The following is a 13,809-nucleotide window of genomic DNA, read 5'->3' on the forward strand; positions in this document are numbered from 1 at the left end:
TTATAGTAAAGAGTGTATGTTATAAAACAATCTGCGTGCTTTTTTACATGAAAATAACATTTAATTTTAAGAGGAGCTTGTATAAAAAGAGCTAATTAGTAATAGTAGATAAATATAAAAGGGAGAGGTATTATGTATCGAATTCATAAAGACCATATCATTTACTCAATGTCACCAGAAAATAAGCCTTGTATGGAAGTGGAAATTGGGAGCAGTCTTGTATTTGAAACATATGATTGCTTTGAAAATCAAATCGATTCTGAAGATGTTGTGTTTCAAGAATTAGATTGGAACCGAATTAATCCAGCGACTGGACCTGTATATGTTAAAGGAGCAGAACCTGGCGATATATTAGCCGTAACGATTGAAAAGATTAAAATTGCAGAGCAGGGCGTTTTAACTACAGGTGCAAACCTTGGCGTACTGGGGGATGAGTTAAATGAAAATACAGTGAAAATTGTCCCAATACATAACGAACATGTTTTGTTTTCAAGTGAACTACAAATCCCGATTAATCCAATGATTGGGGTAATTGGTACTGCGCCGAAAAAAGAGAGCATTTCATGTGGCACACCGCATGATCACGGCGGGAATATGGACTGTAAAGAGATAAAAGAAGGGACAACATTATTATTACCAGTAAATGTTCCAGGTGCCCTATTAGCACTAGGCGATTTACACGCAGCAATGGGGGATGGTGAAATTGGGGTTAGTGGAGTAGAGGTTGCTGGTGAGGTAACTGTAACAGTTCAAATTATAAAAGGGAAAAAATGGCCACTACCAATGGCTATTCAAAAAGAAAAAGTAATGACGATTGCTTCAGAAAAATTGCTAGATGATGCAGCAAATCGTGCTGTACGTAATATGGTGACATTTTTACATGAAGAATTAGCAATGTCTAAAGCTGATGCAACGCTTTTATTATCGGCAGCAGGTAATTTAAAAGTTTGCCAAGTTGTAGATCCGCTGAAAACAGCGCGTATGGAACTAGGAATGGATTATGTGGAGAAACTAGGATTTACTTTTAGTAAATTTCATATTAAATAGATAAGGGACGAAAAAGGATACTTTTGTATAAAAGCATCCTTTTTTTAATTTACGGATTTTGTGAAAAGAGGTAGTATTTATTTTATATAAGTATATTTGAGATTGTGGATTAAAAAGGAGTTCAATAATGGTCAAAATTATGATTGTAGAAGACGATATGAAAATTGCAGAACTATTATCGACACATGTTGGGAAATATGGTTATCAAGGAGTTATTGTATCGGACTTTCAAAATGTATTAAACATTTTTTTAGAAGAACAACCAGAGTTAGTTTTATTAGATATTAATTTACCGAGTTTTGATGGGTACTTTTGGTGTCGTCAAATTCGCGGAGTTTCTACATGTCCGATACTATTCATTTCGGCCCGTGAAGGCACGATGGATCAAGTTATGGCGTTAGAAAATGGTGGCGATGATTTTATTCCGAAGCCTTTTCATTATGAAGTTGTAGTGGCGAAAATTCGTAGTCATTTAAGACGTGCATATGGAGATTATGCACCGAAACTAGAAGAGCGAATGATTGAGCAACAAGGCCTTTGTTTATATCCTGAAAGACTTGTATTGAAACTTAGAAACGAAGAGATTGATATAACGAGAAACGAAGCTATTTTATTAGAGACATTAATGAAAAATTATCCGCGTGTTGTGAGTAGAGAAGTGTTACTTAATAAATTATGGGATAGTGAATCTTATGTTGATGATAATACATTAAGTGTAAATACAACACGTGTGCGTAAAAAGTTACAAACGTTACATATAGAAGGTGCGATTGAAACGATTCGTAGTGTTGGATATAGATTGCATATTACTTGGGATACTGGTATAGAAAAATGATAAGGTTGTTTATACGTGATCATATACCACTTATTTGCTTTACTATAATTCAACTACTAGCTATATTTCTCGTATATTGGTTTGATGGGCATAATCATATTACAACGGCGTTATATGCAATGTTTCTAGGTGTTTTCTTTATAGGAAGTTATTTAGTGTTTCGTTATTTTACACATCGTTCTTTTTATGAGCGCTTAGCAAACCCGATGCAATCTTTGGATGAATCTGTTCAAAAATCTGATTTTGCAGCTGTATCGGTTGCTCTTCAAGAACTACTTGAGGTGCAATATCGACATTATCAAAATCAGCTGCAAATGCAAGAGAGAAAAAATAATGACCATTTAACCTTTATGAATCAGTGGATTCATCAAATGAAAACACCTTTATCTGTAATAGAATTAATTACACAGGATGAAGTAGATTCACGTTTTGAAAGTATAAATGAGGAAACTGATCGATTAAAAAAGGGATTAGAAATGGCTCTGTATGTCGCACGTTTAGAAGCATTTACACAAGATTTTTATGTAGAAAGAGTACAACTACATAAAATAGTGAATGATTCGGTACATGAGCATAAACGGTTCTTTATCCGGAATTTTGTATATCCAGAGCTTGAAATTGATAAGGACATTACTGTAGAAAGTGATGCGAAATGGTTACAATTTTTAATTGGGCAAATACTATCGAATGCGATTAAATATTCATCAGGTAGTAGAGAAAAGATTAAAGTGAAAGCTTGTAAGGAAGGTAATACCGTTATACTTGAAATTGCTGATAATGGCGTAGGTATACCGAAGCAAGATTTACCAAGAGTCTTCAAACCTTTCTTTACAGGAGAAAACGGTAGAGATTTTAAAGAATCAACAGGAATGGGGCTATATCTCGTATATGAAATTACGAAGCAATTAGGACATAGTGTAGAAATCCATTCAGAAGTTGATAAAGGTACGGTAGTACGAGTAATGTTTTTTAATGTGTAAAAAGTGATCAAGGCTAAAGAACGTTGGAGATAAGTTTTTTAGCCTTGTTTTGTATTTTTTAAAAAGTTTTCATATGAATAAATGATACAAATTAGTAAAAATTAAAGATATGAGCACATGAAATTGTAAAAATAAACTTGAAGAAAAATAATTGCTTTTGAAGTACAAATAATAATATTTACGCATACAGTATTATCATGGTACAATATGGTTATTAATGACAGAAAGGAATGATGGGTGGACGATGATTAACTAATCTTATTTTTAAATGTTGAAATTCAATAAATTTCAATTTCTAAAAAATAGGATTAGTCTGCCCAATTTCCATAGAACGGTATTGCTATTTATGTTACGTAATAGCTTATTTGGGTGTAAATATTTTAACGACTAATCCTGCCAAATTTATTTGGGAGGATTTTTTTATTCTCCCTTAATGAAAGGGATCGGTATTATGAAAGAACTATTAAAATTAAATGATGTTTATGTTGAAATAAAAGAAAATATGTTGTTAGAGAAAATGAATGTGACAGTAAAACAAGGGGATGTTATCGGATTAATTGGTAAAAACGGTGCTGGTAAATCAACGTTACTTCAATTAATAAATGGAAAGATTGAGCCTTCAAAAGGGATTGTTGAATGGCAGCAAATGAATATGACAACCGCATATGTTGAGCAAGAAATAGAATCTTTTATTAGTAATGATGTAATTGCAAAAGAAGCAGAACTTCTTGCGAAATGGGGCGTGCCAACGAACGATTTTCATACTTTAAGTGGTGGTGAAAAGCTGAAAATTCGATTAGCAAAAGGATTTGCTGAAAATCCTAATGTCTTAATATTAGACGAACCGACAAATCATTTAGATGAGATCAGTACGGGATTTCTCATTAAACAAATAAAAAACATGAAAGGTACAGTTATCGTTGTATCACATGATCGATATTTTTTAGATGTCGTCGCAACAAAAATATGGTCAATTGAGGACAAAAAATTAATTGAGCATAGTGGTAATTATACGAGCTACATGAAAGCACGTGAGCAAAAAAGAAAGTCGCAGCAGCGTGAATATGAAAAGCAGCAAAAAAAGATAGAACAAGTAGAAACACATATAAAAGAATTGAGTTCATGGTCACAAAAGGCACACGCGCAGTCTACAAAACAAGAAGGTGTGAAAGAATTCTATCGTGTAAAAGCGAAGCGAATGGATGCACAAGTGAAGTCAAAACGAAAACGACTTGAAAAAGAGCTGGAGAAAACGAAAGTAGAACGTGTGAAAGAAGAGTATTCAGTTGAGTTTTCTATTCAAGCGAACAAAAAAGTAGGAAAACGTTTTTTAGAAGTAAAGCAATTAAAAAAAGACTTTCATGGGAAAGTATTATTTGAAAACGTTAATTTTACAATTCAGCACGGTGAGAAAGTTGCGATTGTTGGACCAAACGGTAGTGGGAAAACAACATTACTGAAGATGATTATGGGAACGGAAACTGCTGAAGGAGAAATATGGATTTCACCTTCAGCAAACATCGGCTATTTAACACAAGAAGTTTTTGATTTACCGCTTGATAAAACACCAGAAAATTTATTTTTTAAAGAGACGTTTGAAGAAAGAGGAAAAGTCCAAAATTTAATGAAACATTTAGGATTCCAAGCGTCTCAATGGAAAGAGCCGATTGAGCATATGAGTATGGGAGAAAGAGTAAAGTGTAAGCTAATGGCTTATATTTTAGATGAAAAAGATGTACTCATTTTAGACGAACCGACGAATCACTTGGATCTACCTTCACGTGAACAACTTGAAAATACATTAGCTGAGTATAACGGAACATTAGTAATTGTATCTCACGATCGATATTTTCTGGAGAAAACAACTAACACAAAACTCGTGTTTTCAAACAATACGATACAAAAGCAGCTAGAAGAACCTACTAAAACAAGAGATGATATTGAAGAGCTACGTTTAACGTTAGAAACAGAGAGACAAGAAGTATTAGGAAAATTAAGCTTTTTAACTTCTAAAGACAAAGAATATAAAGCACTGGATGAACGGTTTATTGAACTTACGAAGCAGATTAAGGAGCTATAACGTAAATAAGGGGGATTAACATGGGAGAAGAGAGATTCACTAAGTTATTTAAAATAGATTGTGGAGATATATACTTGCAAGAATTTACGGTCAAAGATGCAGAGAGTATTTATAAAATAGCAAATCAACCGGAAATAGCAAAATTTTTACCAGACTGGAAATCAACGAAAGAACAAAGGGTGGATTGGATTGCAGATTATGAAATACCAGCAAACAAAGCATTTCTTGATGCAGTGAAAACTACGAATAACATAGATAATCATACGTTAAAGCTAGGAATATTTAAGAAAGCTACAAATGAACTCATTGGATGGTGCTGCACAGGTATGAAAGAAGAACTCCCTTCACCAAACAGAGAGATAATGTATGCTATCTCAAATGAATATCAAAATCATGGCTATGCTACAAAAGCGACTAAAGGTTTAATTGACTATTTGTTTAAAGAAACAAATTTAAATGTCCTTAACGCAATTGCTTTAATTAACAATGTAGCATCAAATAAAGTTATTGAAAAATGCGGGTTTATTTATAAGAGCCAACAGAGGATAGAAAATCAAATATATAATCATTATATATTGAGAAAATCTGAGTGGATAAAAATATAACGTTTGGTAGTAAAAGACCGATAGCAATCGGTCTTTTCTCATTTATATAATAAAGATTTATTATACATTATATTTCCTACTACTATACAATTATTATAAGATAGTTATGCGTTAATTTTAGTTTGAAATAATTATGTTGTCAGTTTTTTTAGAAATCTTACAAGCGTGTAAGGTAAATGAAAGATGAATCAATATGAGCTGTAAGATAATTCATTTACACTCTATAGTGAGCAGTGGAAATGAAGGGAGAATATACATGGAAATTTTACATGCAAAAAGTATTAGTAAAGTATATAAAGGGAAAGTACCTTATAAAGCATTAGTAGATATTGATTTATCAATTCAAGAAGGTGAATTTGTAGGAATTATGGGTCCATCAGGTAGCGGAAAAACAACGTTATTAAATATGGTATCTACTATTGATTCTCCATCATCGGGAGAAATATTTATTAATGGCACAAATCCTTTTCAATTATCATCAGAAGAATTAGCGTTATTCCGCAGAAAACAATTAGGATTTGTTTTTCAATCATTTAATCTTCTTAGCACACTTACTGTAAAAGAAAACATCGTATTGCCGATGACTTTAGATGGTGTTTCCGTGCAAGAAATGAACAAGCGATTGGAAGAGATTGCAGAGAAGTTAAATATTACAGATATATTGAATAAAAGAACGTTTGAAATATCAGGGGGACAAGCTCAAAGAACAGCAATCGCTCGTGCAATTGTTCATAAGCCGCAATTATTACTTGCAGATGAACCAACAGGGAACTTGGACTCTAAATCTTCAAATGATGTAATGGAGATGCTGGATACTCTAAATAAAGAAGAAAAAGCAACGATGATGTTAGTTACACATGATCCGTATGCAGCGAGCTTTTGCAGCCGAGTAATCTTTATTAAAGATGGTCAACTATATAACGAAATTTATTGTGGTGAAAGTAGGCAAACTTTTTATCAAAAGATTATGGATGTCCTTTCTTTGTTAGGAGGGAAAAGGCATGACTTTTCGTCAGTTCGCATTTAATAATATTTTTCGCAATAAGCGTACATATGCTGCCCATTTTTTAAGTAGTGCATTTTCTATTATGATTTTCTTTACGTATGCTCTTTTATTATTTCATCCCGATTTACAAGGTGAGTTGAAATCGACAAGTGCAACAATAAGTGCATTTGGTACATTGGGATTTTCAGTTTCGCAAGGATTGATTTTTGTATTTTCATTTTTCTTCATTTTATATTCAGTTAGTTCGTTTTTAAAAACGCGTAAGAAAGAATTTGGCATTTTAATGATGCAAGGTATGTCAATGAGACAGCTTAAGAAATTATTATTAATTGAAAATATGTTGATTGGACTTGGTTCAATTTGTATAGGGATTTTCATTGGACTCATATTTTCTAAACTAGTCTTATTGATAAGTGCAAGTGTATTAATGATTAATAATGGTTTACCTTTTTATATACCAGTGCGGGCTGTATTATTAACTGTTATCACATTTCTTTTCTTGTTTTTAATTGTTTCATTATTTACATTTAAAATGATAAAAGTAACGGAACTTGTGGAACTTATTCGAGCAGAGGAAAAGCCAAAACCTGAACCGAAATCTTCAGTTTTATTATCGCTACTTTCTTTAATTAGTATAGGGTATGGATATTTTTCAGTATTTCGCTTCATACCAAGTACCAATTTTATTACGCTTGGAATAGGTGTGCTCCTAGTAATTATAGGAACGTACTTTTTATATACACAGTGTAGCGTGTATATATTGCGCCTTGCTAAAAGGAGAGAATCTTTCTTTTTAAAGAGAACAAATATATTAACATTTTCTGAATTAATTTACCGTATGAAAGATAATGCAACGATGTTTTTTATAGTATCTATTGTTTCAGCAGTTGCATTTACAGCAATTGGTACAACAGCCGCAATTGGAAATAGGGATTTAGTAAGGATGACAAATCCCTATACATTTTTGTATGGAAGTCTTGAAAATGACAAAGTATTGAATAAAAATCTTTCTATTATAAAAAAGCACCTTTCTGATGCTAATATTCCGTATCGAATGGCTTCATCTTCATATATATACACAGAAAATGGCGTAAATGTAATGAAGTTAAGTGAATACAACGATCTTGCTAAAGCACTAGGCTATCAACAAGAAAAAATTGAAAAAGAAGATGAAATTTTATTAATTCCTGGAGTCGTATCACAAAAACAAGAATTTAAAAATGGCGAGTATAAAAAGAATATAGAAGTCATTCAAGGTGACTGGACAAAGACATTTCATGTGAAAAAAGCTGTAGAAAATTTAGTTTTACCACACGATTCTAGAACTATTTATATCGCTGTTCAAGATCAGGTATATGATGGAATGCCTCTTACTAGTGACCCAGTTAATAAAGAAATTCCATATCGTACTTACGGATTTGTTGTAGATGATTGGATAAAAACGAAAGAGATTTCCAATCAATTAAAGAGTATATTCGATAAAGATCTTAGGGACAGAGATTTCTACTTTGAAGCTTTAACATTAAACTTGTTGGAAGCAAAGCAAAAGAATGGTTTATTACTTATGGTAAGTATTTTAGTCGGAATCGTCTTCTTTACATTCGCTGCTAGTTTTATTTATTTCCGATTATATACAGATTTGGATCGCGATCAGCAGCAATATAAAATGATTTCGAAAATGGGATTAAGTAAAGGTGAGTTAAAAAAAGTTGTAACGAGACAGTTATTATTAATGTTCTTTTTACCAATTGTCGTTGCAGTGATTCATACTGTAGTCGCTTATATAGCATTACAGCAATTAGTCGATTTTTCTATCATAAATAGCTCTATCGTTATTTTAATTTCATTTATATGTATACAAGTTTTATATTTCTTTATAACCCGTTGGCGTTATCTGCAAAAGCTTTATAAGGTTATGGAGCAATAGAATTTATTAGCTTGTAAGACTACAATAAAGTATGTAGAAAAATGAACTGTATGATGAAAGGAAACGAGATGAAAAGAACTTTAACTATTTTTATGTTAACGATACTATTATTAATAAGTTTTAGTGCATGTTCTAAAAAGGAAAATCCATTTCCTGCAAACGGTGTATTAATTATTGGAGATGAAAATAATATTTCACCAATTATTAATCGTTATCAGGAAATTACGGAAGAAAATGAAGTGTTTTCTGTGAAAAAAGGGGAAGTTGGAAATGGAAATGTCTTAATTTTAAATGAATCTACAGCACAAGCATTGATTAAAGAAAAACTTTTTCGAAAACAAGATAATGGCTCCAATTATATTATAGATACGTTACCGAAATTCCCCAAAGAAGGGGCGCTATTATTTACAAGTGAAGACAATAAGACTATGAAAAGTATTAAAATAGGAGAGGAAGAGATTCCTGTTACATACGATAGTGATGCTTGGATAGGTAACAATCGTAAATATTCAACGGAATGGTATATGATTGTAGCAAAAAATAGTGTTTATAAAGAAATAAAGGCAAATGAAATGAAAATGCATCTTCTTCATTTGAAAAAATCACTAGGTGACGAAAAACCTAAAATGTCGACAGATAATACATTGGTTAATGAAAATGTCAAAGTAAAAAAGTTAATTAAAGGTTTGGAAGGAGAAGTATCTTTTCACTTTGTAACGATTGGCGAAAAACCTTAAAAAAGAGTTCGAAGTTGATAAAAATTTCATCAGCTTCGAACTCTTTTTAGTTTATAGACAAATCAATTATTATGCTTTACATTACTTCATTTAATCGAGTCTCACTCGTTTCTTCAATCGCATTTGAATTTTGAACTGAATTATTTTGTGCTTCTTTTTCTTTACGAGCCTTTTGTAGCATTTCAAGTATAATCCATAAAGGAACACCTTTATCCTTTAACATCTTCCATAAATCTAATTCATTAAATTTATGCTCAGGCTGTTTCATTTCTTTTTCAGATGAACGAATATCAAACTTGATAGGATCATTTATTTTCTTACTTTCAAGTTTAGTAGAAGAGATAGTATTATGCTCAAGAGTAGATGGAGTTATTTTAGTAGGTTGAGATAATGTATGAATATTTGATCCGATTTGCATGCTTTTTCCTCCTTTTCAAGCAATGAGATTAGTTTTCTTATGGTTTTTAAATCTTTTTAACATGAGGCAACTATATCTAATTATAAATTCAAATAAACAGATTTACAAGTTGTATTGTAAAAAGTAAATATTTACTTGAATTAATATTTATCAACATTTGTATATGTTTTCTATATATACAACGTATATAAAATACTTTACATTATGTTTAAGTTGTTAAAGTATTCTGTTAATTTTTTAAAAAAGAAAAATGTAAACGTTTTATTAGGGGGAGAAAGTATGGGGAAGTTATTTTTAAAAATATGTTTTTTCGCATTAGTGACCGTATGTTCATTCGCAGCGAAAATATCATACGCTGAAGAGAGGCAACAATATAATTATCCAATCATATTGGTGAATGGATTTGCTGGATGGGGTAGAGAAGAAATGCTTGGCGTAAAATATTGGGGTGGTGTTCATGATATACAGGAAGATTTGAAACGCAATGGTTATACGGTACATACCGCAGCTGTTGGACCTGTTTCTAGTAACTGGGATCGTGCATGTGAATTGTATGCACAAATTAGCGGTGGGACAGTAGACTATGGTGCCGTACATGCTGAGAAACATGGACATAATCGTTTTGGCAGAACTTATAGTGGTTTTGCGCCGAATTGGAGTGAAACAAATAAAGTTCATTTAGTTGGACATAGCATGGGTGGACAAACGATTAGAACATTAGTACAGCTATTAAAAGAAGGTAGTTTTGAAGAAAAGAATTATGTGAAAAATCACCCAGACATCAAAATATCACCACTATTTGAAGGCGGAAAATCATATGTTCATAGTGTTACAACATTAGCAACCCCTCACAACGGTACAACACTTGCGGATGGTAGTCTTCTGCTACCGTTCGTTAAAGATTTACTCATTACAGCTGCAAGCTTTGGAGGAAACAATAATTTATCATTATATGATTTTAAATTGGATCAATGGGGTATAAAGAAAAATGCTGGAGAGTCCTTTTTCCAATATAGTAATCGTATTCTAAATAGTTCACTTTGGAAAAATACAAAAGATATAAGTCAATGGGATTTAAGTACAGATGGTGCAAAGGAGTTAAATAATTGGGTAAAGACGCAACCAGATGTGTATTATTTATCCTATAGTGGACATGCATCACAAGCAGCACCTATAACAGGTTTACATTTACCGGATATTACGATGAATAAAGTGTTGATGGGGAATGCATTTTTCTTAGGGTCTTATGCGAGATATGAAGAAAACCGTCCGTTAGTTGATACTTCTTGGTGGCAAAATGATGGTGTAGTAAATACGAATTCTATGATTGCACCATCTTCTAATGTTGCTGTAAATAATAATGGGTCATTACAGATTGGAAAATGGAATCATATCGAAACGAAAGCGAATTGGGATCATCTCGATATGGTAGGATTAAGTGTTTCAGACTCATTAGGTTTTTCTAGCATTCAAGAGTTTTATAGAACAATTGCTGAAAAGCTATCACGTTTACCGAAATAGGTAATAATAAAGCGCTCTCGATGGAATTCGAGAGCGCTTTATATTATATTGAAAGAGGGATTTGGTAGAAAAATATGGGGGGATATTATGAAAATTCAAGTTGTATTATCAGGATACGGAACAGTAGGCAGAGAGTTTATAAAATTATTAAATGAAAAATATTCATATATATATGAAACATATGGGATTCAATTAGTTGTAAGTGGCGTATTAGGGAGAAATATTGCAATACATAATGAAGACGGCTTATCACTTCATCATTTATTGATGTATGGTGGCGGTACCGCTGCAATTGAAAAATATTTAGAGTATCATCCGAAGGAACGTGCAACAACTAGCATAAGTGGTACTGTATTGGTAGAATCAACAGTTACAAATCTTAAAGATGGAAATCCAGGGAAACAATATATGAAACAAGCGATTGAGAAACAGATGGATATAGTAGCAATTTCTAAAGGGGCGCTCGTTACAAACTGGAGAGAAATAAATGAAGCAGCAAGAGGCGCCAATGTACGAATTCGATATAGCGGTGCAACAGCCGCTGCATTACCGACCCTAGATATCGGACAATTTAGTTTAGCCGGTTGCAGTATTGAAAAAATAGAAGGAATATTAAATGGAACAACTAATTATATTCTTACGAAAATGTATGAGGAAGATATGACATTTGAAGAAGCATTGAAAGAAGCACAAGATAAAGGAATTGCTGAGACAAACCCTATATTAGATATAAGTGGTTCAGATAGTGCGTGTAAATTGTTACTTTTGACAAACAGCTTAATGGAAACAGAGAAAACACTTACTGATATACATATAAAAGGAATCGAGCACGTTACAAAACAGCAAATTAGAAATGCTAAGGAACAACATAAAATTATTAAATTAATAGCATCAACATATAAGGATGAGGGTGGCAATGTGAATTTAAATGTTGAACCGTGCGAAATAGAAAAAGATCATCCGTTAGCAAAAGTAAATGGGACCGAAAAAGGAATTACGTTCTTTACAGATACGATGGGACAAGTTACTACAATTGGTGGGGCTTCTAATCCACGAGGCGCTGCAGCAGCAGCTTTAAAAGATGTGATTAACTTATATCGAAAAGATTTGTAAGACCGTACCGCCCTTTATAAAAAATACATATGTCGTGGACCTTTTGAGAATGAAATAAATATGAAAAAATGATTGCAGGGGGTAAGGAATTGTTTAAGGATTTTAAAGTTGTTAAAGATCGTCCCGTTTATATTCAATTGAAAGATTATTTGAAGAAGATGATTATGAAAGGGCATTTGCTCGGGGATCAAAAAATCCCATCAACAAGGGAACTAAGTGAATTACTAAGTGTGAGTAGAAACACTGTACTCGCTGCTTATGCAGATTTAGAACAAGAAGGACTCATTTATGCAGTTAAAGGAAAAGGGAACTTTGTTGCGAAGGTGGATATATCTAACACTTCGTCTGTTGAAATAAATTGGAAAAATAAACTTAATACAGTGACCGCATTAGCGGATGAATTAGATTTAATGAAACATGGTGTTCGTTGGGAAAAGGGAATGATTGTCTTTAATAGTATAGCCCCGGATGAGAAGCTATTTGATGTTGAAAATTTCAAAAGAGCTTTTCTTACTCGTATGTCCATTGAAGGAGACATCGTATTGAACTACGGATATGCAAAGGGATATAGACCGTTAATGAATTATTTACTTCATTACATGGAAATGAAAGGTGTAGACATTTCGAATAAAGATATTCTAATTACAAATGGATTTACAGAAGGATTGGATATTGTACTCTCTTCTTTATCAAAAAAATCTGGTCGTGTCATTTGTGAGAATCCAACTCACCACGCTGCACTAAAGCTGTTCCGTTTACATGGACTTGAAGTTCATGGGATTGATATGCATGAGGATGGTATTGATACGAATGAAGTTGAAAAAAGTTTGCGTGAAAAAGATTTTGATTTTGCTTATTTAATTCCTTCTTATCATAATCCAACCGGTATTGTTACGAGTTCAGAGAAAAGAACGGAATTGATGAGGTTATTCTCAAAATACAACGTTCCTATTATAGAGGACGGATTTAATGAAGAATTACGTTATTCAGGTTCACATTTAGCTCCATTATTAACTTTTGCGGGAGCTGGCAATAATGTGATTTATATTAGTAGCTTTTCAAAGGTACTTTTCCCTGGTTTACGTGTAGGCTGGATTATTGCAGATAAAGAGCTGATTCATTATTTAGAAAGCGTAAAAAGAGCAAGAACGATTCACACATCTACGCTAGATCAAGCTGTTCTGTTTCAATATTTACATGAGGGATATTTTGAGAAATATTTAAAAAAGGCAAGATCTGTTTATAAGAAAAAATATGAGTTAGCTGTCGGGGCATGTAACCAGTACATTCATTTCAAAAGAATGACTGGAGATGGTGGACTTCATTTATTTATAGAACTAGAAGAGCATATGAATGCCCGCACACTTTTACAAAAGTGTTATGAGAAAGGCGTTACGTTTTCACCTGGAGATGTTTTTTACTCTGATGGAGAAGGAGCGAACACTTTCCGATTAGGGTTTTCGCGCTTGAAAGAAGAAGAAATAGTTCGGGGAATTAAAATAATTGGTGATACATTAAAAAATGAAATTTGGAGTTGAGA

At 32.7% G+C, this 13,809-nt stretch carries 12 protein-coding genes; 11 read left to right on the forward strand and 1 reads right to left on the reverse strand.

Going from position 1 to position 13,809, the window contains the following annotated elements; translation table 11 throughout:
- The first annotated feature begins 132 nt into the window (after positions 1-132).
- From AC22L0_RS08855 to AC22L0_RS08890, 8 genes are all read left to right on the forward strand, one after another.
- Positions 133-1,047, forward strand: a complete 915-nt coding sequence (locus AC22L0_RS08855) for an acetamidase/formamidase family protein (protein WP_087967818.1) — start codon at positions 133-135, stop codon at positions 1,045-1,047.
- Between the two features lie 127 nt (positions 1,048-1,174).
- Positions 1,175-1,882 (forward strand): response regulator transcription factor, encoded by a 708-nt coding sequence (locus AC22L0_RS08860; protein WP_000239000.1) that lies wholly within the window; start codon positions 1,175-1,177, stop codon positions 1,880-1,882.
- Positions 1,879-2,862, forward strand: a complete 984-nt coding sequence (locus AC22L0_RS08865; protein ID WP_087967816.1) for a sensor histidine kinase — start codon at positions 1,879-1,881, stop codon at positions 2,860-2,862. Before AC22L0_RS08860 ends, AC22L0_RS08865 begins: the two co-directional genes overlap by 4 nt.
- Positions 2,863-3,313: 451 nt before the next feature.
- The gene (gene abc-f / locus AC22L0_RS08870) at positions 3,314-4,942 is read left to right on the forward strand and encodes a ribosomal protection-like ABC-F family protein (RefSeq protein ID WP_002103136.1); all 1,629 of its coding nucleotides are present in this window, start codon (positions 3,314-3,316) and stop codon (positions 4,940-4,942) included.
- A gap of 20 nt (positions 4,943-4,962) precedes the next feature.
- Positions 4,963-5,547 carry a GNAT family N-acetyltransferase gene (locus tag AC22L0_RS08875; RefSeq protein ID WP_000503529.1) on the forward strand — a complete coding sequence of 195 codons (585 nt, stop codon included), beginning with the start codon at positions 4,963-4,965 and terminating at the stop codon, positions 5,545-5,547.
- A 256-nt stretch (positions 5,548-5,803) separates the two neighbouring features.
- Complete coding sequence (locus AC22L0_RS08880; protein WP_000404276.1) at positions 5,804-6,574, forward strand: ABC transporter ATP-binding protein; 771 nt, start codon at positions 5,804-5,806, stop codon at positions 6,572-6,574.
- Entirely contained in the window at positions 6,549-8,480 is a 1,932-nt protein-coding gene (locus AC22L0_RS08885; protein ID WP_000144153.1) for an ABC transporter permease, read from the forward strand. The genes AC22L0_RS08880 and AC22L0_RS08885 overlap by 26 nt, the downstream gene beginning before the upstream one ends.
- Positions 8,481-8,530: 50 nt before the next feature.
- On the forward strand, positions 8,531-9,217 hold the full coding sequence (locus AC22L0_RS08890) for a lipoprotein BA_5634 family protein (protein ID WP_000975419.1): 687 nt from the start codon (positions 8,531-8,533) through the stop codon (positions 9,215-9,217).
- Positions 9,218-9,293: 76 nt separating this feature from the next.
- On the opposite strand, the gene AC22L0_RS08895 is transcribed toward AC22L0_RS08890, so the two are convergent.
- Positions 9,294-9,635 (reverse strand): DUF3914 domain-containing protein, encoded by a 342-nt coding sequence (locus AC22L0_RS08895; RefSeq protein WP_001165515.1) that lies wholly within the window; start codon positions 9,633-9,635, stop codon positions 9,294-9,296.
- A gap of 279 nt (positions 9,636-9,914) precedes the next feature.
- Between AC22L0_RS08895 and AC22L0_RS08900 the strand changes: the two genes are divergently transcribed.
- The 3 genes from AC22L0_RS08900 to pdxR all read left to right on the forward strand — a co-directional run bounded on the left by AC22L0_RS08900 (position 9,915) and on the right by pdxR (position 13,807).
- A complete protein-coding gene (locus AC22L0_RS08900) occupies positions 9,915-11,156 on the forward strand; it encodes an esterase/lipase family protein (protein ID WP_087967814.1) in 1,242 nt (413 codons plus the stop codon).
- An 87-nt stretch (positions 11,157-11,243) separates the two neighbouring features.
- Complete coding sequence (locus AC22L0_RS08905; RefSeq protein ID WP_000701762.1) at positions 11,244-12,269, forward strand: homoserine dehydrogenase; 1,026 nt, start codon at positions 11,244-11,246, stop codon at positions 12,267-12,269.
- Positions 12,270-12,358: 89 nt separating this feature from the next.
- Entirely contained in the window at positions 12,359-13,807 is a 1,449-nt protein-coding gene (gene pdxR, locus AC22L0_RS08910; RefSeq protein ID WP_000471629.1) for a MocR-like pyridoxine biosynthesis transcription factor PdxR, read from the forward strand.
- The last annotated feature ends 2 nt before the right edge of the window (positions 13,808-13,809 follow it).

This window comes from Bacillus sp. LQ01 (assembly GCF_057624735.1).

Excerpts from the sequence above, each read along its gene's own strand:
- AC22L0_RS08855 (WP_087967818.1), top strand. The coding sequence starts at position 133 with ATGTATCGAATTCATAAAGACCATATCATTTACTCAATGTCACCAGAA.
- AC22L0_RS08860 (WP_000239000.1), top strand. The coding sequence starts at position 1,175 with ATGGTCAAAATTATGATTGTAGAAGACGATATGAAAATTGCAGAACTA.
- AC22L0_RS08865 (WP_087967816.1), top strand. The coding sequence starts at position 1,879 with ATGATAAGGTTGTTTATACGTGATCATATACCACTTATTTGCTTTACT.
- abc-f (WP_002103136.1), top strand. The coding sequence starts at position 3,314 with ATGAAAGAACTATTAAAATTAAATGATGTTTATGTTGAAATAAAAGAA.
- AC22L0_RS08875 (WP_000503529.1), top strand. The coding sequence starts at position 4,963 with ATGGGAGAAGAGAGATTCACTAAGTTATTTAAAATAGATTGTGGAGAT.
- AC22L0_RS08880 (WP_000404276.1), top strand. The coding sequence starts at position 5,804 with ATGGAAATTTTACATGCAAAAAGTATTAGTAAAGTATATAAAGGGAAA.
- AC22L0_RS08885 (WP_000144153.1), top strand. The coding sequence starts at position 6,549 with ATGACTTTTCGTCAGTTCGCATTTAATAATATTTTTCGCAATAAGCGT.
- AC22L0_RS08890 (WP_000975419.1), top strand. The coding sequence starts at position 8,531 with ATGATGAAAGGAAACGAGATGAAAAGAACTTTAACTATTTTTATGTTA.
- AC22L0_RS08895 (WP_001165515.1), bottom strand. The coding sequence starts at position 9,635 with ATGCAAATCGGATCAAATATTCATACATTATCTCAACCTACTAAAATA.
- AC22L0_RS08900 (WP_087967814.1), top strand. The coding sequence starts at position 9,915 with ATGGGGAAGTTATTTTTAAAAATATGTTTTTTCGCATTAGTGACCGTA.
- AC22L0_RS08905 (WP_000701762.1), top strand. The coding sequence starts at position 11,244 with ATGAAAATTCAAGTTGTATTATCAGGATACGGAACAGTAGGCAGAGAG.